This is a genomic window from Streptomyces sp. NPDC001549 (assembly GCF_042894025.1).
GTDB classification, from domain to species: domain Bacteria; phylum Actinomycetota; class Actinomycetes; order Streptomycetales; family Streptomycetaceae; genus Streptomyces; species Streptomyces kutzneri.
This window is the reverse complement of record NZ_JBIAVJ010000002.1, coordinates 455,846-475,722: the sequence shown is the minus strand read 5'-3', so window position 1 is coordinate 475,722 and position 19,877 is coordinate 455,846. Positions and strand designations below refer to the sequence as shown.

18 protein-coding genes and 1 other RNA gene are annotated in these 19,877 nt (G+C 72.4%); 14 read left to right on the top strand and 5 right to left on the bottom strand.

The window, feature by feature from the left end; all coding sequences use genetic code 11:
- Window positions 1–37: 37 nt before the first annotated feature.
- Both ACFY04_RS05120 and ACFY04_RS05115 read left to right on the top strand, forming a co-directional pair.
- A complete protein-coding gene (locus ACFY04_RS05120) occupies window positions 38–1,795 on the top strand; it encodes a protein kinase (RefSeq protein WP_389114248.1) in 1,758 nt (585 codons plus the stop codon).
- 160 nt (window positions 1,796–1,955) lie between these two features.
- Complete coding sequence (locus tag ACFY04_RS05115; RefSeq protein WP_389114247.1) at window positions 1,956–3,200, top strand: serine/threonine-protein kinase; 1,245 nt, start codon at window positions 1,956–1,958, stop codon at window positions 3,198–3,200.
- A 119-nt stretch (window positions 3,201–3,319) separates the two neighbouring features.
- Here ACFY04_RS05115 and ACFY04_RS05110 read toward each other — a convergent pair whose 3' ends face one another.
- Window positions 3,320–4,321 (bottom strand): isopenicillin N synthase family dioxygenase, encoded by a 1,002-nt coding sequence (locus ACFY04_RS05110; protein WP_389114246.1) that lies wholly within the window; start codon window positions 4,319–4,321, stop codon window positions 3,320–3,322.
- 315 nt (window positions 4,322–4,636) lie between these two features.
- Here ACFY04_RS05110 and prfB point away from each other — a divergent pair, with 315 nt between their 5' ends.
- Window positions 4,637–5,746: a peptide chain release factor 2 gene (gene prfB, locus ACFY04_RS05105; protein WP_389114245.1), complete on the top strand. Its 1,110-nt coding sequence runs from the start codon at window positions 4,637–4,639 to the stop codon at window positions 5,744–5,746.
- Between the two features lie 113 nt (window positions 5,747–5,859).
- Here the strand turns inward: prfB and ACFY04_RS05100 are convergent, their stop codons facing one another.
- A complete protein-coding gene (locus ACFY04_RS05100) occupies window positions 5,860–6,051 on the bottom strand; it encodes a hypothetical protein (protein ID WP_030011325.1) in 192 nt (63 codons plus the stop codon).
- 235 nt (window positions 6,052–6,286) lie between these two features.
- Here ACFY04_RS05100 and ftsE point away from each other — a divergent pair, with 235 nt between their 5' ends.
- From ftsE to ssrA, 5 genes are all read left to right on the top strand, one after another.
- On the top strand, window positions 6,287–6,976 hold the full coding sequence (ftsE, locus tag ACFY04_RS05095) for a cell division ATP-binding protein FtsE (RefSeq protein WP_030011324.1): 690 nt from the start codon (window positions 6,287–6,289) through the stop codon (window positions 6,974–6,976).
- A gap of 17 nt (window positions 6,977–6,993) precedes the next feature.
- Entirely contained in the window at window positions 6,994–7,965 is a 972-nt protein-coding gene (ftsX, locus tag ACFY04_RS05090; protein ID WP_389114244.1) for a permease-like cell division protein FtsX, read from the top strand.
- A 67-nt stretch (window positions 7,966–8,032) separates the two neighbouring features.
- Entirely contained in the window at window positions 8,033–9,223 is a 1,191-nt protein-coding gene (locus ACFY04_RS05085; protein WP_389114243.1) for a S41 family peptidase, read from the top strand.
- A gap of 18 nt (window positions 9,224–9,241) precedes the next feature.
- Complete coding sequence (gene smpB / locus ACFY04_RS05080; RefSeq protein WP_389114242.1) at window positions 9,242–9,727, top strand: SsrA-binding protein SmpB; 486 nt, start codon at window positions 9,242–9,244, stop codon at window positions 9,725–9,727.
- Window positions 9,728–9,809: 82 nt separating this feature from the next.
- Window positions 9,810–10,198, top strand: a transfer-messenger RNA (tmRNA) gene (gene ssrA / locus ACFY04_RS05075).
- Between the two features lie 55 nt (window positions 10,199–10,253).
- Here the strand turns inward: ssrA and ACFY04_RS05070 are convergent.
- Genes ACFY04_RS05070 through ACFY04_RS05060 form a run of 3 tightly spaced genes read right to left on the bottom strand, consistent with a single transcriptional unit; the run spans window position 10,254 to window position 12,064 of the window.
- Entirely contained in the window at window positions 10,254–10,511 is a 258-nt protein-coding gene (locus ACFY04_RS05070; protein ID WP_389114241.1) for a Txe/YoeB family addiction module toxin, read from the bottom strand.
- Window positions 10,508–10,783, bottom strand: a complete 276-nt coding sequence (locus ACFY04_RS05065) for a type II toxin-antitoxin system Phd/YefM family antitoxin (RefSeq protein ID WP_030010371.1) — start codon at window positions 10,781–10,783, stop codon at window positions 10,508–10,510. The genes ACFY04_RS05070 and ACFY04_RS05065 overlap by 4 nt, the downstream gene beginning before the upstream one ends.
- A gap of 36 nt (window positions 10,784–10,819) precedes the next feature.
- The gene (locus ACFY04_RS05060; protein ID WP_389114291.1) at window positions 10,820–12,064 is read right to left on the bottom strand and encodes an MFS transporter; all 1,245 of its coding nucleotides are present in this window, start codon (window positions 12,062–12,064) and stop codon (window positions 10,820–10,822) included.
- Between the two features lie 94 nt (window positions 12,065–12,158).
- On the opposite strand from ACFY04_RS05060, the gene ACFY04_RS05055 reads away from it, so the two are divergent.
- The 6 genes from ACFY04_RS05055 (at window position 12,159) to ACFY04_RS05030 (ending at window position 19,744) form a co-directional block, all read left to right on the top strand.
- Window positions 12,159–13,124, top strand: coding sequence for a LysR family transcriptional regulator (locus ACFY04_RS05055; protein ID WP_389114240.1), 966 nt, complete (start codon window positions 12,159–12,161; stop codon window positions 13,122–13,124).
- Window positions 13,125–13,220: 96 nt separating this feature from the next.
- Window positions 13,221–14,591 (top strand): nitrate/nitrite transporter, encoded by a 1,371-nt coding sequence (locus tag ACFY04_RS05050; RefSeq protein WP_389114239.1) that lies wholly within the window; start codon window positions 13,221–13,223, stop codon window positions 14,589–14,591.
- 95 nt (window positions 14,592–14,686) lie between these two features.
- Window positions 14,687–15,862, top strand: coding sequence for a uroporphyrinogen-III synthase (locus tag ACFY04_RS05045; protein ID WP_389114238.1), 1,176 nt, complete (start codon window positions 14,687–14,689; stop codon window positions 15,860–15,862).
- Between the two features lie 9 nt (window positions 15,863–15,871).
- Window positions 15,872–16,420 (top strand): GNAT family N-acetyltransferase, encoded by a 549-nt coding sequence (locus tag ACFY04_RS05040; RefSeq protein ID WP_389114237.1) that lies wholly within the window; start codon window positions 15,872–15,874, stop codon window positions 16,418–16,420.
- Window positions 16,421–16,761: 341 nt separating this feature from the next.
- Complete coding sequence (locus ACFY04_RS05035) at window positions 16,762–17,334, top strand: CGNR zinc finger domain-containing protein (RefSeq protein WP_389114236.1); 573 nt, start codon at window positions 16,762–16,764, stop codon at window positions 17,332–17,334.
- Between the two features lie 103 nt (window positions 17,335–17,437).
- Complete coding sequence (locus ACFY04_RS05030; protein ID WP_389114235.1) at window positions 17,438–19,744, top strand: HelD family protein; 2,307 nt, start codon at window positions 17,438–17,440, stop codon at window positions 19,742–19,744.
- Window positions 19,745–19,877: the final 133 nt, after the last annotated feature.

Genomic DNA, 19,877 nt, shown 5'->3' with positions numbered 1-19,877 from the left:
ATCGACCACATCCGACGACAGCAGGGGAGCGCGAGACGTGCGGCCAGTCGGCAGCAAGTACCTGCTCGAGGAGCCGCTCGGGCGCGGCGCCACGGGCACTGTCTGGCGTGCCCGCCAGAGGGAGGCCGCCGGCGCGGAGGCGGCCGTCGCGGGGCAGCCCGGAGAGACCGTGGCCATCAAGGTCCTCAAGGAGGAGCTGGCCCAGGATCCCGACATCGTCATGCGCTTCCTGCGGGAGCGCTCGGTCCTGCTGCGCCTGACCCACCCCAACATCGTGCGCACCCGCGACCTCGTCGTCGAGGGCGATCTGCTGGCCCTGGTCATGGACCTGATCGACGGTCCGGACCTGCACCGGTACCTCCGCGAGAACGGCCCCTTCACGCCCGTCGCCGCGAGCCTGCTGACCGCCCAGATCGCCGACGCCCTCGCCGCCAGCCACGCCGACGGAGTGGTCCACCGCGACCTGAAGCCGGCCAACGTGCTGCTCGACGAGCGCGGCGGACAGATGAAGCCGATGCTCACCGACTTCGGCATCGCCCGCCTCGCCGACTCCCCGGGCCTCACCCGCACCCACGAGTTCGTCGGCACCCCGGCCTACGTCGCCCCCGAGTCCGCCGAGGGCCGCCCGCAGACCTCCGCCGTCGACATCTACGGCGCCGGCATCCTCCTGTACGAGCTGCTCACCGGCCGCCCGCCGTTCGCCGGCGGCACCGCGCTCGAAGTGCTCCACCGCCACCTCAGCGAGGACCCGCAGCGGCCCTCGACCGTCCCCGAGCCGCTGTGGACGGTCATCGAGCGCTGCCTGCGCAAGGAGCCGAACGAGCGTCCCAGTGCCGAGAGCCTCGCCCGCGGGCTGCGCGTGGTGGCCTCCGGCATCGGCGTGCACTCCTCGGCCGCCGAGGTGGAGGCCGCGCTCGGCGTGGGCGCGCTGCTCGCGCCCGACCCCTCGCCGGCCCCGGTCCCCGAGACCCCCGGCGCGCCCACGGGCGCGTACGACCCGAACGCCATGACGAGCGTCATGCCGCCGGTCGGCGCGGCCGACGCCACCTCGGTGCTGCCCATGGGGTCTCCCCGGCCCGGAGGGCCAGGGGAAACCGCGGGCCCCGGGGCCGACCCGACCTCGGTGATGCCCCCGGTGCAGCGGCCCGACTCGCCGCACCCGTGGCAGTCGCAGATGCAGGCCGCCCGCGACCGCAACGAGCAGACGCAGATCCAGTACCTCGACCCGAACGAGGACCCGCTGCGCCGCCGTCCGCACCGGCAGGCGCCTCCGCCGCCGCAGCACCGGCCCCAGCAGCAGCCGCCGCAGTACCGGCAGGGCCCGCCGCCCCCGCAGCAGCAGTACCAGCAGCCTCAGCAGCCGCAGTACCGCCAGCCTCAGCAGCCGCCTCAGCAGCAGTACGCGCCGCCCCCGCCGCCGCAGCACTACCAGCAGCAGCAGCCCCAGCCGTACCAGCAGCAGCCTCAGCCGCAGCAGCCCCAGTACCGCCAGCCCCAGCCGCAGCAGCAGCCCCCGCAGCCCCCGCCGCAGCAGCGGCCGGCTCCCCGGGAGCCGCGCGAGCCGCGCCGCCGCAGCGCCAACCCGGTGCGGATCCCCGGCCTCGGCTGCCTCAAGGGCTGCCTGGTGCTGATCCTGCTGTTCTTCGTGGCGGGCTGGCTCATCTGGGAGTTCAGCGGACTCCAGGAAGCGGTCGGCACCGGCAAGGGCTGGTGGGACCAGCTGTGGAGCTGGGGCACCGGCGTCGTCGACTGGGTCAGCGCCATAGGGGACTCCACGGGCTCCACCAAGCCCTGAGACGAGCCCTCGTAGCTCCGACTTCGTGGATTTGTCGACTTCTGGGACATGATTTCGCTCGCAGAAGTGAAGGTCGCCGCGAATCCGGACCCCTGCTGGCCTCCAATGCCCACCCGGCCGCGTAGCTTTGGTGCGTACGCCAGCCGCTGAGGGAGCAGTCGTGGCACGGAAGATCGGCAGCCGGTACACCGCGCACCAGATCCTGGGGCGCGGCAGCGCGGGCACGGTGTGGCTGGGCGAGGGGCCTGACGGGCCCGTCGCCGTCAAACTGCTGCGCGAGGACCTCGCGTCCGACCAGGAACTCGTCGGACGCTTCGTCCAGGAGCGCAGCGCGCTGCTCGGCCTGGAGCATCCGCACATCGTGTCCGTCCGCGACCTCGTCGTGGACGGGAACGACCTCGCCCTCGTCATGGACCTCGTCCGCGGTACGGACCTGCGCACGCGCCTCGACCGCGAACGGCGGCTCGCCCCCGAGGCGGCCGTGGCGATCGTCGCGGACGTCGCCGACGCGCTGGCCGCGGCGCACGCGGCCGGGGTCGTCCACCGGGACGTCAAGCCGGAGAACGTCCTGCTGGACATGCAGGGCCGGCTCGGCCCCGGCGGTTCGCACCCGGCGCTGCTGACCGACTTCGGCGTGGCCAAGCTGATCGACTCCCCGCGGCGGGCCTCCACGGGCCGCGCCTCGGCCCCGACGACCCGGATCATCGGCACCCCGGACTATCTGGCGCCGGAGATCGTCGAGGGCCTGCCCCCGCGGGCCGCGGTGGACATATACGCCCTGGCCACGGTCCTGTACGAGCTGCTGGCCGGCTTCACCCCCTTCGGCGGGGGCCACCCGGGCGCGGTCCTGCGGCGGCACGTGACGGAGACGGTGGTCCCGCTGCCGGGGATCCCCGACGAGCTGTGGCAGCTCATCGTGCAGTGCCTGGCCAAGGCCCCGGCCTCGCGGCTGCGGGCCTCGGAGCTGTCGGTCCGGCTGCGGGACCTGCTGCCGCTGCTGGCCGGGATGCCGCCGCTGGACGTGGACGAGCCGGACGACGCGGATCCGGACCCCGAGCCCTCGGAGGAACCGGCGGCCGACCCGGTCCGGCGGCGGGGCGTGGTCCCGCTGGTGCCGGGCTCGGCGACCGACTCCAACCGGGACACCCACACCTCGATGCGCGTGCCGGGTCCGGACGAGCTGGCGGGCGGGGCGCTGGGCACCGCCCGCGTCCCGCGCCCGGCGGGCGGCCACCGCCCCGGCTCGGCCCGCCACCGCGCGGAGGCGGCCCGCAAGCGCCGCCTGGTCCTCTCGGCATCGGCCCTGGGCCTGGCCGCGGCGATCGGTCTGGGCACGTGGCTGGCCGTCTCGGGCGACGAGGCCCCGCCGCAGGACAGCAAGCAGTCGGTCCCGCGGGTCCCGTAACGCCGTGCGGCGCCGCGGTCGGGGGCTCCGCCCCCGAACCCCCGCGCCTCAAACGCCGTCGAGGCTGGTTTTCAGCCTCGACGGCGTTTGAGGCGCGGGTCCGGGCGGAGCCCAGGGGGCTAGACCGAGGCCAGTTCCGGGTGCCAGCGCCGCGCCACCGCCGGGTGGGCGCGGACCCAGCCCTTCAGCTCGTTGCGGCCGTACTCGGCGTGCAGCGGGTTCGACTCGTCGTGCGCGACACCGGGCGCGGAACGCAGGTAGTCGCCCGGGACGGTCTCGATCACCGCGTCCAGCCGCGGGTTGTAGAAGAACGGCACCGAGTACCGCTCCACCGCGCCGGGCGGGCTGACCACCCGGTGGTCCGTCGCCGTCAGGTAGCCCTCGGTCGCGATCTCCAGCAGCTCGCCCAGGTTCACCACGAAGGCGCCCGGCATCGGCGGTACGTCCACGTAGCCGCCGTCGCGGACCACCTGGAGGCCGCCCACCGAGTCCTGCAGCAGGAGCGTCAGGAAGCCGTAGTCCTTGTGCGCGCCGACCCCCTGGTCGGCGCCGGAGGGGGCCGATCCCGGGTAGCGGATCAGCTTGGTGTGCAGGTGCGGGCGGTCCGCGAAGGCCTCGTCGAAGAAGTCCGCCGGGGCGCCGATCGCGACGAGGAGCTCCTGGAGCAGGCGGTGGGCGACCGCCGCGAGCCGGGACTGCCAGTCCAGGACCACCGTACGGAGCTCCGGGAGGGCGGCGGGCCACTGGTTCGGGCCCTCCAGCCACAGGAACGCCGGGTCGTCCGGCCCCACGACCGGCGCCGGGCGCTCCGCGCCGACGTCCAGCTGGTCCCGCCAGTCGGAGGCGCCGCCGGTCAGCTCGTGGCCGATCCGGGTGTAGCCACGGAAGTGCGGGGAGTTCAGATTGCTGACGGTGAGCCGGTCGGCTTCCGGGAGGGCGAAGAAGGCCTTCGTGAGCTCAAGGATGCGGGCGCTCTCGGCGGCGGTGACGCCGTGCCCGGTCAGGTGCAGGAAACCGGTGTCCCTGGCAGCTGCGTGCAGCTTCTTCAGGAAATCGGCCCGCTGGGCCGGGTCGTCGGCCTGGGAGAGGTCCAGGACGGGGAGAGTGTGCGCGGACGGCATGACGGCTCCGTTTCGGATGTCACGGGGTCCTGTTCCCCAGAGGTGGTGGGGGCCGCGGGCGGGGGAGGGTCTCCGACAGGGATGGTGCCGGGACCGCGGGAGCCGCGTACAGGACCAAGTCGGATCGTGGTGGATCAGGCTTGGGTTCGGTCCGGCGGCGGACAGCTCGTCGTCGTGACACGCATGTGGTCGACATGGCGGCGCTTGACGAGGAGAACGGTCATACGGAGAGGGTACGCCCGTACGATCCATCATCAGAACGGGTGATTCGGCCTGCCCGGACGGCGTTGTCCGGGGACCGGCTACGCTGGACCCGTGGCAGTCGTCGATGTTTCCGAAGAGCTGAAGTCCCTCTCCTCGACCATGGGGTCGATCGAGGCCGTCCTGGACCTCGACAAGCTGAGGGCAGATATCGCCGTGCTCGAGGAGCAGGCCGCCGCGCCGTCCCTGTGGGACGACCCGGAGGCCGCCCAGAAGATCACGAGCAAGCTTTCGCACCTCCAGGCGGAGGTCCGGAAGACCGAAACGCTGCGGGGGCGCATCGACGACCTCGCGGTGCTCTTCGACCTCGCCCAGGAGATGGACGACGCGGACACCCTGGCCGAGGCCGAGGCCGAGCTGATCTCCGTCCGCAAGGCGCTGGACGAGATGGAGGTCCGGACCCTGCTCTCCGGCGAGTACGCCGAGCGCGAGGCCCTGGTCAACATCCGCGCCGAGGCCGGCGGCGTCGACGCCTCCGACTTCGCCGAGCGCCTCCAGCGCATGTACCTGCGCTGGGCGGAGCGGCACGGCTACTCGACCGAGATCTACGAGACCTCGTACGCGGAAGAGGCCGGCATCAAGTCGACCACCTTCGTCGTCAAGGCCCCGTACGCCTACGGAACGCTCTCCGTCGAGCAGGGCACCCACCGCCTCGTGCGCATCTCGCCCTTCGACAACCAGGGCCGCCGCCAGACCTCCTTCGCGGGCGTCGAGGTGCTCCCGGTCGTGGAGACCAGCGACCACGTCGAGATCGACGAGACCGAGCTGCGCGTCGACGTGTACCGCGCCTCCGGCCCCGGCGGCCAGGGCGTCAACACCACCGACTCGGCGGTCCGCATCACGCACCTGCCGACCGGCATCGTGGTCTCCTGCCAGAACGAGCGCTCGCAGATCCAGAACAAGGCGAGCGCCATGAACGTCCTCCAGGCCAAGCTGCTGGAGCGGCGCCGCCAGGAGGAGAAGGACAAGATGGACGCCCTCAAGGACGGCGGCAGCTCCTGGGGCAACCAGATGCGGTCCTACGTCCTGCACCCGTACCAGATGGTCAAGGACCTGCGGACGGAGTTCGAGGTCGGCAACCCGCAGGCGGTGCTCGACGGCGAGATCGACGGCTTCCTGGAGGCCGGGATCCGCTGGCGCAAGCAGCAGGAGCAGACCGCGTAGCCCCAGCACACACGCGCACGCGCGGAAGGGCCCGGACACCAGGTGTCCGGGCCCTTCCGCGCGTGCGATCGGTACGTGGCACGGGGCCGCCGCGGGCGCCATGGCCGGGCGGTCTAGGCGGTGTGCTGGGCCACCAGTACCAGAGCTGTCACGAGGACCACCATGAGCACGATGAGCGTCACGGGGTTCAGGCCGGAGAAGGGGCCCTCCTGCTGGAGGCGCTCCCGGTTCGCCCGGCACACCGGGCAGCGGCCCTGGCTGACGGGTGCGGCGCAGTTCGCGCACACGAGCCGGTCATATGTCATGCGCTCCTCCTCTCGTCCCCTCGGTCTTCTGCTGCCTATAACGGCGTGGGGAACCGGAGCGTTCCCCCTACCACTGTGCCAGCTTCGCCGACATTCAGCGCGGCCCGTCCGGGCAATCGCGGTCCTGGGCGCCCGCACCCCGGGATAAATCGGGCAAGTCCGGAGGCCGGGTCCACACCTCGCGCCCGTTCGCGTATGGTCACGCACACCTACTCCCGGCGACCGTGGTGCACCCGTGATCCGATTCGACAGTGTCTCCAAGTCCTACCCGAAGCAGAGCCGTCCCGCACTGAGAGAAGTCTCCCTCGACATCGCGAAGGGCGAGTTCGTCTTCCTGGTCGGCTCCTCCGGCTCCGGCAAGTCCACCTTCCTGCGGCTCATCCTGCGCGAGGAGCGGGCGAGCCACGGCCAGGTGCACGTCCTGGGCAAGGACCTCGCCAAGCTCTCCAACTGGAAGGTTCCGCAGATGCGGCGCCAGCTGGGGACCGTCTTCCAGGACTTCCGCCTGCTCCCCAACAAGACGGTGGCCGAGAACGTGGCCTTCGCCCAGGAGGTCATCGGCAAGCCGCGGGGCGAGATCCGCAAGGCCGTCCCGCAGGTCCTCGAACTCGTGGGTCTGGGCGGGAAGGAGGAGCGGATGCCCGGCGAGCTCTCCGGCGGTGAGCAGCAGCGCGTGGCCATCGCCCGCGCCTTCGTCAACCGCCCCGCCCTGCTGATCGCGGACGAGCCCACCGGCAACCTCGACCCGCAGACCTCGGTCGGGATCATGAAGCTGCTGGACCGGATCAACCGGACCGGCACCACCGTGATCATGGCCACCCACGACCAGCAGATCGTCGACCAGATGCGCAAGCGCGTCATCGAACTCGAACAGGGCCGACTCGTGCGCGACCAGTCGCGCGGCGTCTACGGCTACCAGCACTGAAAGGTCCCTGAGACGCAATGCGCGCCCAGTTCGTCATGTCGGAGATCGGCGTCGGTCTCCGTCGCAATCTCACCATGACCTTCGCGGTCATCATCTCGGTGGGCCTCTCCCTGGCCCTGTTCGGTGGCTCCATGCTCATGAGCGAGCAGGTGAGCAAGATGAAGGGCTTCTGGTACGACAAGGCCAACGTCTCGATCTACCTCTGCAACAAGCAGGACGCCGTGGAGGCGAGCGAGGCCGCCACGAAGAAGGCCGACGGTTCGCCGGCGGCCTCCACGGGCGTCACCACCTGCGCCAAGGGCGCGGTGACCGAAGAGCAGAAGAAGCAGATCGAGTCCGAGCTCAAGCAGCTGTCCCTGGTGAAGTCCGTCGCCTACGAGTCGGCGGACGAGGCGTACAAGCACTACCAGGAGCGGTTCGGGAACACGGCGCTCGCCTCCTCCATCACCCCGGACCAGATGCAGGAGTCCTTCCGGGTCAAGCTGAAGGACCCGGAGAAGTACAAGGTCGTCACCTCCGCCTTCGTCGGCCGTGACGGCATCCACACCGTCGACGACCAGCGCCAGGCCATCGACGACCTCTTCCGGATCCTCAACTACCTGAACATCGCGGCGCTCGCCATCATGCTGATCATGCTGATCGTGGCGCTGCTGCTGATCGTCAACACGGTGCGCGTCTCGGCCTTCAGCCGACGGCGTGAGACCGGGATCATGCGGCTGGTGGGTGCTTCCAGCTTCTACATCCAGGTCCCCTTCATCATGGAGGCGGCCGTCGCCGGCCTCATCGGTGCGCTCTTCGCCTGCGCCATGCTCGTCTCCGGCCAGTACTTCGTGATCGACCACGGCGTCGGCCTGCGGGACAAGATCCAGCTCATCGACTTCATGGGCTGGGGATCGGTGCTGGCCAAGCTGCCGTACGTACTCTTCATCGGCCTCCTGATGCCCTCCATGGCCGCCTTCATCGCCCTGCGCAAGTACCTGAAGGTGTGACAAGCGCCCCGCGAGCGGTCCGGTCAACCACCCGTACCGGCGCGGGGCTTGTCCTAGACTCGGCGCCATGCTGGGCTTGCCGAGTATTCCCGCCGTCTGTCTCCGGCCCCGCGACCTGCGTCGCGGGGCCGTTTTGACGATCGCCTTCCTCACCGCCGTCGGCGCCGGTGCGTACACCGGCTGCTGGGACCGCGAGGAGGGCGCCGCGGCCACCGCGGCGCTGGCCGGCGCCCCCGCGGCCGAGATCCCGCGCGAGGCGGGCACCGCCGACCGGGAGGCGGTCGCCCGCGCCGTCGCCGAGGCCGTCGCCGAGGGGAAGTCCGGGAAGAAGGCGGCCCAGGAGGTCGTCAGCCGCAGCGGCGACCGCTGGGGCACCGTCTACGACCAGGGCGAGTACGCCGCCTTCGCCGAGGGCCTCGACGGCCACTGGACCGGCGTCGGGGTGTGGGCCGGGCGGGCCGCCGACGGCATGATCAAGGTCGACAAGGTCCAGCCCGGCAGCCCCGCCGCCCGGGCCGGACTGCGCGCCGGGGACCGGCTGCTGAGCGTCGACGGGCACGCCGTGACGGGCCTCGCCGTGACCGCCGTGGTCGCCCTGCTGCGCGGCGATGCCGGCACCCCCGTCGTGCTGAACCTGAGCCGGGACGGCGCCGACCTCACCGAGACCGTGCGCCGCGAGCAGCTGCGTACCGAGCCGGTGACCGTACGGCAGCGCCCGGACGGGGTGACGGTCATCAAGGTCGTCTCCTTCACCCGCGGTTCCGGCGACCGCGTCAAGGCCGCCGTCCGCGCGGCCCCGCCCGGCGAGGGGGTCGTGCTCGACCTGCGCGGCAACCCGGGCGGGCTGGTCACCGAGGCGGTGATCGCCGCCTCCGCCTTCCTCGACGGCGGGCTCGTGGCCACGTACGACGTACGGGGCGACCAGCGGGTCCTGTACGCGGCCGAGGGCGGGGACACCACCCGGCCGCTGGTGGCCCTGGTCGACGGCGGCACGATGAGCGCGGCCGAACTGGTGACGGGCGCCCTGCAGGACCGGGGCCGGGCGGTCGCGGTGGGCAGCCGGACCTTCGGCAAGGGCTCGGTGCAGATGCCGACCGAGCTCCCGGACGGCTCGGTGGCCGAGCTGACGGTGGGCATGTACCGCACGCCGGCGGGCCGCAGCCTGGACGGCGCCGGCATCACCCCGGACGTGCCGGCGGGCGAGGCGGTCGAGGAGCGGGCCGTCACGGTATTGGGTGGCCTCGGGGTGGGTCCGTAGTGCGAAAATGACCGCACTATGGCTAAGGAAAAAGGGCGCAAGCTGATCGCCCAGAACAAGAAGGCGCGTCACGACTACGCGATCCTCGACACCTACGAGTGCGGTCTCGTGCTCACGGGCACCGAGGTCAAGTCCATGCGCCAGGGCCGGGCCTCGCTGGTGGACGGCTTCGTGTCGGTGGAGGGCGGGGAAGCCTGGCTCTACAACGTGCACGTGCCGGAGTACAGCCAGGGCACCTGGACCAACCACAGCGCCCGGCGCAAGCGCAAGCTCCTCATGCACCGCGAGGAGATCGACAAGCTGGAGCGCAAGGCGGACGAGTCGGGTCACACGATCGTGCCCCTCTCGCTGTACTTCAAGGACGGCCGGGCGAAGGTCGAGATCGCGCTGGCGAAGGGCAAGAAGGAGTACGACAAGCGGCAGACCATGCGGGAGAAGCAGGACACCCGCGAGACGAACCGGGCGATCTCGGCCATCCGTCGCAAGCAGCGCGGCACGGTTTAATCACCTGGCACGTGGTGGTCGACTTCGCGTACCATGGCGTCAGCACCGCCCCCCGGGGTGGAGCAGCTTGTTAAAAAAACATGGGGATGATCGGTTTCGACAGCGGATGTCGATGCAGGGGAAGCGAGCCGAGGAAGCGGCAATGATCTCGCTAACCATATGTCGCAAACAATAATCGCCAACTCCAAGAGCGATAACTCCCGCTTCACCCTCGCTGCCTAATAACAGTGAGCTGAAGCCTCTGTGAGGAGCGTCAGCCCGGAAGTGGTCCCGGTCCGGATCCTGGCGTCAATTAGGGATCTAAACCTCTAGCCCCGGTCACGGGGGTTGGAGGGAAACCAAACAGTGACTGAGCCCGTCGGAGACTTGTCCGTGTGATCTCCGGGGCTGAGAAAAGCGCAGCGGACTGCGCTCGGAGAAGCCCTGCTTCTGCACCGTTGGACGCGGGTTCGATTCCCGCCATCTCCACTCATCCCATGTGGGCAAAGGCCCCGCAGCCTCTCGGCTGCGGGGCCTTTGTCATGTGTCAGTAGTGGTAGCGGGCCTTGAGGACCTTCACTTCCTTGTCGTCGGCCCGGTACACGAGGCGGTGCTCGTCGTCGATGCGGCGGGACCAGTAGCCCGTCAACTCGCCCTTCAGCGGCTCGGGCTTGCCGATGCCGGTGAACGGGTCCCGCTGGATCTCGCCGATCAGGCGAGCGATCCGGCGGGCCATCTTCCGGTCGGACGAGAGCCAGAACAGGAAGTCCTCCGAGGCGGCGGGGTCGACGTGAACGTTCCTCACTCCTCACCCCCGGCCAGCTCCCTCAGCTCGTCCAGCGTCCTGACGACCGTGGAGGCGCCCTCGCGGTCACGTGCGACGGCCTCCATCAACCGCTGGGCGTTGGCGGGGGAGCGCAGGAGGTAGACCGTCTCCTGCCAGGAGTCGTAGTCGTCGGCGGACATGAGGACCGCGTCACCGCTCTTGGAGGTGATGCGCACCGGGGCGTGGTCGGTGTTGACACGCTCGATCAGCGGGAACAGGGTCGCCCTGGCTTCGCTGGCGCTTATGGACATGGTGCGCTCCTCTCTCCGGGTCGTACTCGTACGAGTTTATGGTACGTCTGCGGTACCGGAAACCGGTACGACTTTCGTGGCCGCGAGGGCGAGAACCGCCGCCGCGGCCGGGAGGGCGTAGGCCGTCGTCGGGCCCAGGTGGTCGACCAGGGTGCCGCCCGCGGCCGCGCCCAGGGCGATGCCCGCGAAGATGGCGGTGACCGCGAGGGTCATGCCCTCGTTGAGGCGGCCCTCCGGGGTGAGCGCGTGGACGCGGGACATCGCCGTCACCATCGTCGGAGCCGTGGCCATGCCCGCCAGCAGCAGGGCGCAGGCCAGCGGGAGGAGCGCGCCCGTGCTCGCCGCGAGCCACGGCAGGGTCATCGCGGCGGCCATGGCGATCAGGCAGGTGCGCAGGCCGCGCGGGCGCATCGTGCCGTAGAGCAGGCCGGCCGCGCAGGAGCCCGCCGCCTGGAGGGCCAGCACCGGGCCGGAGGCGGCGCCCAGGCCCAGGGCGTCGAGGCGGGCGATCGAGGCGATCTCCATCGAGCCGAAGACCACACCCGTGGCGAGGAAGAGCGGCAGCAGCGGGCCGAGGGCGCGCAGTGGTGAGCCGTGGCGCGGACCCGCCGTCACCGGGGGCTGGGTGGCGCGGCAGGAGGTGAAGACCAGCATGCCGGCCAGCAGCAGGACGGCCGCGGTGAAGGTGCCGGCCTCGGGGAGGACGACCGAGCACAGGAAGGCCGCGAGGACCGGGCCGAGCATGAAGCAGAGCTCGTCGGCGGCCTGTTCGAACGACATCGCGGTGTGGTGCGCGCCCGGGGAGTCCCGCAGCAGGTGCGTCCAGCGGGCGCGGGACATGCCGCCGATGTTGGGGGTGGTGGCGGTCGCGGCGTACGAGGCGAAGAGGGTCCAGTCGGGGGCGCCGGTACGGACGCACGCGATCAGGGACAGGGAGCCGAGGACCGCGATCAGGGTGGCCGGGACGGCGATCCGGGCCTGGCCGTGCCGGTCGATCAGCCGGGCGGTCCACGGCGCGACCAGCGCGGTGGCGGCCAGGCCGGTCGCCGTGACCGCGCCGGCGAGGGCGTACGAGCCGCGCTGGCCGGCGATCATCATGACCGCGCTGATCCCGAACATGCCCATCGGGAGGCGGGCGAGGAGGTTCCCGGCGGTGAAGCCGCGGGTGCCGGGCAGCGCGAACAGGCGCCGGTAGGGGCCCTGCGGGCGCGGGGGAGTGCGGGCGGGGGCGGGCAGGGCGGGCGGGGCGGCGAGGACGAGGGTGCTGCCGGTGACGGCCATGAGGGGCATGACCACCACCCTCGGCCGGGACGGGGTGAACCGTCCAACACCTGTCCGGCGGCCATTCACGCCGATCTGTTGTTAGTCTCCGGGGATGATGCCCCGTGATGTGGATCCCCGGCTGCTGCGCGGGTTCGTCGCCGTGGCCGAGGAGTTGCACTTCACCCGTGCCGCCGCCCGGCTGTACGTCGCCCAGCAGGCGCTGAGCCGGGACGTACGGCGGCTCGAAGAGGCCCTCGGCACCACGCTGTTCGTCCGTACGACCCGCGCCGTCGAGCCGACCCCCGACGGGGAGCGGCTGCTGCCGCTGGCCCGGCGGGTGCTGGCCGCGCACGAGGCGGTCGCCGCCGCCTTCGCCGCACCCCGGGCGCTGCTCGTCGACCTGAACACCGACGGGCCGAGCACCGCGCGCACCGTGCTGGAGCGGGCCCGGGAGCTGGCCCCGGACTGTGAGCTGATGGCCCGCTGGGAAAGCGGTCTGACCCATGCCGCCGCCGAGATCGCCGCCGGCCGTCTCGACGTCTCCTTCGGGTACGCCGACGGGCTGGACCCGGTGTGGCGCTCGCGTATCGCGCACCGGCCCGTGCGCTACGAGCCGCTCGCCGTGCTGCTGCCCGAGGGACACCCGCTGGCCGGGCGGGCGGCCGTACCGCTGGACGCGCTGGCCGGGGAGACCGTGTACGCGGGCGCCGGGAACCCGCGCACGCCGGAGTGGACGGGACTCGCGCGCGAGCTGTTCGCCGGGCGGGGGATCCTGATGGCGCCGCCCGCGCCGGTGGCCATCGGCAAGGACGAGTTCCGCCGGGTCATGGCCAAGACCGGCAATCCGGTGCTGGTGACCGTCGACTTCGTCGACATGCCCGGGTCCGTGAAGCGGCCGCTGGTCGACCCCGTACCGCTGTCCCCGCTGTCCATGGTGTGGCGCAAGGGTTTCAGCCATCCCGGACTCGAAGCGCTGCACCGGGCCGTGGCCGGGCTCGGCGACGAACGCGGCTGGCTGGAAGTGCCCCCGGCGAGCTGGCGCCCGGCCGCGCTCACAGGTGCCCCCGGCGCCGGGTGAGAGCAAGGTTTCCCGGCGGTCATCAGGCGGTGACCGGGGCCGAAACGCGCCGTTCCTACGGTCGTGCCACGGACGCGAGAGCTGTGGAGGCGTGTGATGACCGGTACGACCGCACCGCGCAAGGGGGGCCGCTGGATCGAGCAGTGGGATCCCGAGGACGAGACCTTCTGGAAGGAGACCGGGGAGCGGACCGCCCGCCGCAACCTCATCTACTCCGTGCTCTCCGAGCACATCGGGTTCTCCATCTGGTCGCTCTGGTCCGTGATGGTCCTCTTCATGGGACCGGCGTACGGGATCGACCCGGCCGGGAAGTTCTTCCTGATCGCGACCGCGACCTGTGTGGGCGCGCTCGTACGGGTGCCGTACACCTTCGCCGTGGCCCGCTTCGGCGGCCGGAACTGGACCGTCGTCAGCGCGCTGATGCTGCTCGCGCCGACGGTCGCCGCGATCGTGGTGATGGAGCCCGGGACCTCCTACGGGACCTTCCTGGTCGTCGCGGCCCTCACCGGCGTCGGCGGCGGCAACTTCGCCTCCTCCATGACCAACATCAACGCCTTCTTCCCGCTGCGCAAGAAGGGCTGGGCGCTCGGCCTGAACGCCGGCGGCGGCAACATCGGCGTGCCCGTGGTGCAGCTGGCCGGGCTGCTGGTCATCGCCACCGCGGGGGCCGCGCACCCGCGGTACCTGCTGGCCGCCTACATTCCGCTGATCGTGGTCGCGGCGGTCCTGGCGGCCGTACGCATGGACAACCTGGCGCCCGTGCGCAACGACACCGGCGCGGTCCGCGAGGCACTGAAGGACGCGCACACCTGGATCATGGCGTTCCTCTACATCGGCACGTTCGGGTCCTTCATCGGCTACAGCTTCGCCTTCGGCCTGGTGCTGCAGACCCAGTTCGGCCGCACCCCGCTCCAGGCCGCCTCGCTGACCTTCATGGGACCGCTGCTCGGATCGCTGATCCGGCCGGTGGGCGGGGCGCTCGCGGACCGGTTCGGCGGGGCGCGGATCACCCTGGGGACGTTCGTGGCGATGGCGGCGGCCACCGGAGTGGTGGTGTTCGCCTCGCAGCGGTCCTCCCTGCCGGTCTTCCTCGTCGGCTTCGTGGCCCTGTTCGTCCTGAGCGGGCTCGGCAACGGATCGACGTACAAGATGATCCCGGGCATCTTCCAGGCGAAGGCACTGGCGCGCGGCATGAGCGGCGAGAGCGCGGCCGCGTACGGGCGGCGGCTCTCCGGCGCCTCGATGGGACTCATCGGGGCGGTCGGCGCGCTCGGCGGACTCGGCATCAACCTGGTCTTCCGGGAGGCGTTCCGCACCTCCGGCTCCGGAACGGCGGCCTTCGTCACCTTCCTCGGCTTCTACGCCCTGTGCTGCGCGGTCACCTGGGCGGTATACCTTCGCCGCCCGGTGGCCCCGGTGATCCACACGGTCGGCGTCGAGACGAAACCGCAGCTCACGTCGGTGTAACCGGGGCGAAATACGGGTGAACCGAGTCCGACACGACGTGTGGGCAGACTCGGTCCACCCGTACCGCCCCCACATGCGTCACTAGGCAGGTCACGATGGACGACACGAACACCGGCCCGCTCGCGGGCTTCACCGTCGGGGTCACGGCCGCCCGGCGTGCGGACGAGCTCATCGCGCTGCTGCGCCGTCGCGGGGCGCAGGTGCTGCACGCGCCGGCACTGCGGATCGTGCCGCTCGCCGACGACAGCGAGCTGCTGGCCGCGACGAAGGAACTGATCGGCCGCGCGCCGGATGTGGTCGTGGCCACCACCGCCATCGGCTTCCGGGGGTGGATCGAGGCGGCCGACGGGTGGGGCGTCGGCGAGGAACTGCTGGAGCGGCTGCGGGCCGCCGAACTGCTGGCGCGCGGGCCGAAGGTGAAGGGCGCCATCCGGGCCGCCGGGCTCGTGGAGACCTGGTCCCCGGACTCGGAATCGCTCGCCGAGGTACTGGAACGGCTGCTGGCGGACGGGGTGGACGGCCGGCGGATCGCGCTCCAGCTGCACGGGGAGCCGCTGCCCGGCTTCGTCGAGGCGCTGCGGGCCGGCGGGGCCGAGGTGGTGGTGGTCCCGGTGTACCGGTGGATGGCGCCGGAGGACCTCGCGCCGCTGGACCGGCTGCTGGACGCGATGATCGGCGGCGGGGTGGACGCCGTCAGTTTCACCTCGGCGCCGGCGGCGGCCTCGCTGCTGTCCCGGGCCGAGGAGCGGGGGCTGCGGGAGGCCGTGCTGGACGCGCTGCGCGGCAGGCTGCTGTCCGCGTGCGTCGGGCCGGTGACCGCGCTGCCGCTGCAGGCGCACGGGGTGGACACGGTGCAGCCGGAGCGGTTCCGGCTGGGCCCGCTGGTGCAGTTGCTCTGCAAGGAGCTGCCCGGCCGGGCCCGGGTGCTGCCGGTGGCCGGGCACCGGGTGGAGATCCGGGGGCATGCGGTCCTGGTGGACGCGCAGCTGCGGCCCGTACCGCCCGCCGGGATGGCCCTGCTGCGGGCGCTGGCCCGGCGGCCGGGCTGGGTGGTGCCCCGCGCGGAACTGCTGCGGGCGCTGCCGGGCGCGGGGCGGGACGAGCACGCCGTGGAGACGGCGATGGCCCGCCTCCGGGTGGCCCTCGGGGCCCCGAACCTGATCCAGACGGTGGTCAAGCGGGGGTACCGGCTGTCGCTGGACGCGGGCGGGGAGGCCAAGTACGGGGAGCTCCCCGTGGACGCGGTGACGGCCAGGGGTGTCCTCGGCTAGCGTTCCGGGATGATCGTTGACGGGGTGGAGATGAGGGGCGTCGCGCTCGGCGACGCGGCGGGGCTGGCCGGGGCGTTCGCGCGCAACCGGGCCTTCATGGCGCGCTTCGAGCCGGTCCGGCCGGACGCCTTCTACACGGAGGACGGCCAGCGGGAGCGGATCGAGGGCGTGCTCGCGGAGCGGGACGCGGGGCGGATCGTCCCGTACGTGTTCGTCGAGACGGCCACCGGTGCGCCCGTCGGCGCGATCAACCTCGGCTCGATCGCGTACGGACCGCTGTGCAGCGGCGGTGTGGGGTACTGGGTCGACCGGGCCTGGCACGGCAAGGGGCTGGCCACCGCAGCCGTGGAGGAGGTCTGCCGGGTCGCGCGCGACGAGCTGGGCCTGCACCGGGTGGAGGCGGGCACGCTGGTCGACAACCTGGCCTCGCAGCGGGTGCTGGCGAAGGCGGGCTTCGAGCCGTTCGGCCTCGCGCCGCGCTACCTCCACATCGACGGCGCCTGGCGCGACCACCGTCTCTTCCAGCGCCTCCTCCACGACAACCCGCCGGCCCCTTAGCGCAGTGCGCCTTCTGTGGCCCGGCCATCCGGCTTCGCCGGGTCCCTTCCGGCCCTGCCGGCGCAACCTCAGCCCCTCCGGCGATTGAGCAGGGGGCGCCTCCCGGCGGAGCCGGGTTTCCCGGGGCTCCGCCCCGGACCCCGCGCCTCGAACGCCGGCGAGGCTGATTCCGGCAGGATCGGACCAACGCGGCAGGTTTGGCCGGCGGCAGCCGGTGGGTGCGCGCAGCGCAGGCGATGCTCCGCGCAAGCGGGAGGGCGGACCCACCGGTTCGGGGGCTTCCCCAGCTGGCGGCGGACGGGCAATCTGGTACGGCACCCCCACGACGGGAGGCTGACGGCATGCGGTTCGATTCCGGGCGGGTCTGTCTGGACCTGGTGGCCACCTTCGCCCCCCACGAGGGGATCCCGGACGGTGACGAGCTGCGGCTGTGGCTCGCCGGCGCCGGCCTGGTACCCGACCGGACGCCGCTCGTCCGGGTGGGGCCCGACTGGGCCGCGGCCTTCCGGTCCCTGCGCGCCGACGTGGAAACCCTCGTACGGGCGGAGCTGCTCGGCACCTACCCGGACGAGCACGCCCTCGCCCGGGTCAACGCGCTGGCCGCCGGACCACCCCCGGGGCTGTGCGCCGTACGGGACCAGGAAGGCCACCTCGTACGGGAGTTGTGCGGCGGCGTGGAGTGCGGTGCGCTGCTCGCGGCCGTCGCCCGGGACGCCGTCGAGCTGCTGACCGACCCCGGCGACCGGGCGCTGCTGCGGGCCTGCGCGGGCGACGGCTGCACCCGCGTCTACCTGGACACCTCCCGGGGCCACCGCCGCCGCTGGTGCTCCAGCGAGCGCTGCGGGAACCGGGAGCGCGTGGCCCGGCACCGCCGCCGGGTCCTCGCGGCCGGGGCGGGGCAGGGGTCCCGGTGAGGGGCGTACCACCCTGCGAGACCGGTTCCGGAACGGGCGTGCGGACAGGGGGCCGATTCGCGTACCTTTGACGGTCGCCCATGCACGTCAGAAGGGGGCCTTGGTGGCCGCGCAGAATGCCGCTGTCGACAGCACGGCGGATTCCGTCCGCGATCGGGAGATCGCGGTCGAGCAGACGCATCTCGACCGGGTGTACCGACGCCTTGAGGAGAAGATCCACGAGGCCGAGTTCCTCATGAACGACGCCGCCAAGCGCGGCCAGGTGGGTACGCCCGGCGCGCTCGCCGAGCGCGACGCGCAGGTCTTCCGGGCGGGTATCCACCTGAACCGGCTGAACAACGAGTTCGAGGACTTCCTCTTCGGCCGCGTCGACCTGGTGCTCGGCAAGGACGGGGAGCGCGGCGCCGACGGCGCGTACACCTCCGTCGAGCCCGCCGACGACGCGATCCGCGAGGACCTCACCGCCGACATCGCCGAGACGCTGCACATCGGCCGCATCGGGGTCCTGGACTCCGACTACGCGCCGCTCGTCATCGACTGGCGCGCGCCGGCCGCCGCGCCGTTCTACCGCTCCACGCCCAAGGAGCCCGGCCGGGTCGTGCGCCGCCGCGTCATCCGCTCCAAGGGCCGCAAGGTGCTGGGTGTCGAGGACGACCTGATGCGTCCGGAGGTCACCGCCTTCCTGGACGGCCGGGAGCTCCCCGCCATCGGCGACGGCGCCCTGATGGCCGCCCTCGGGCGGGCCCGTACGCACTCGATGCGCGACATCGTCTCGTCCATCCAGGCCGAGCAGGACCTGGTCATCCGGGCCCCCGCCGCCTCCGTCGCCGAGGTCGCGGGCGGCCCCGGCACCGGCAAGACCGCCGTCGCCCTGCACCGCGCCGCCTACCTGCTCTACCAGGACCGGCGCCGCTACTCCGGCGGCATCCTGATCGTCTCGCCGACCCCGCTGCTCGTCGCGTACACCGAGGGCGTGCTGCCCTCGCTCGGCGAGGAGGGCCAGGTGGCCATCCGGGCCCTCGGCTCGCTCGTCGACGGCGCGGAGGCCACCACCTACGACTCCCCGGCCGTGGCCCGCATCAAGGGCTCCTCCCGGATGCTCAAGGTGCTCCGCAAGGCCGTACGCGGCGCACTGGAGCTCGGCGGCGCCCCCGACCGGCTGCGCGTGGTGGCCTTCGGCCGCCGCCAGGAGCTGGAGGCCGACGAGCTGAACCGGATCCGGCAGAACGTGCTCAGCGGCACCGCCCCGGTCAATCTGCTGCGCCCGCGCGCCCGCAAGCTGCTGCTCGACGCCCTCTACGCGAAGTCCGGCGGCGCCGGCCGGCACAGCGACCCGGAGCTGGCCGCCGAACTGCGCTCCGCCTTCGACGAGGACATCTCCACCGAGGACGCCTTCATCGGCTTCCTCAACGCCTGGTGGCCCGAGCTGACGCCGCGCGCGGTGCTCGCCGCGCTCGCCGACGAGCGCCACCTCGGCCGCTGGTCGCGCCGGGATCTCAACCCGCGCGAGAGCCGCCAGCTGGCCCGCTCGCTGCGCCGGGTGGGCCCGGACGGCAAGGGTCCCCTGTCGGTGCACGACGTGGCGCTGCTGGACGAGCTCCAGCTGCTGGTGGGCGCCCCCGCGCGGCCCAAGCGCAGGCGGGAGATGGACCCGCTCGACCAGCTCAGCGGGCTGGAGGAGCTGATGCCGACCCGGGAGGAGACCCAGTGGGAGCGGGCCGAGCGGCTCGCGGCGGAGCGCACCGAGTACGCGCACGTCATCGTGGACGAGGCCCAGGACCTGACGCCGATGCAGTGGCGGATGGTGGGCCGCCGGGGCCGGCACGGCACCTGGACGGTGGTCGGCGACCCGGCGCAGTCCTCCTGGACGGACCCGGAGGAGGCGGCCGCGGCCCGCGACGAGGCCCTGGGATCCCGTCCGCGTCGGCGGTTCACCCTGACGGTCAACTACCGCAACCCGGCCGAGGTCGCCGAGGTCGCCTCCCGGGTGCTGCGCCTGGCGATGCCCGGCATGGAGCCGCCGTCGGCGGTGCGCTCCACGGGCCTGGAGCCGCGCTTCACGGCCGCCGGCGGCGATCTGGGCACCGCGGTCCGGGAGGAGACCCGGCGGCTGCTGGAGCAGGTGGACGGCACGGTCGGCGTGGTCGTGGCGATGGACCGGCGCGCGGAGGCCGCGGGCTGGCTCGCGGACCTCGGCGAGCGGGCTGTGGCGCTGGGCAGCCTGGAGGCCAAGGGCCTGGAGTACGACGCCACGGTGGTGGTCTCCCCGGCGGAGATCGCGGACGAGTCCCCGGCGGGCCTGCGGGTGCTGTACGTGGCGCTGACGCGCGCGACGCAGCAGCTGACGGTGGTCTCGGCCGACCGGGACAAGCCGGACGCGGACGGGGTGCCGGAGCTGCTGCTGCCGTAGGGGGTCTCTTCCCGGTCAGGCCCGGCGGTGGCGGTTCATCGCCGGGTCCCGGCCCGCTCAGGGCCCCGTACGGCCGGATGGGCGGCGGCCGGGAGCGTGGTGCTCGGATACGAGCGCGAGCAGGGGGATCACT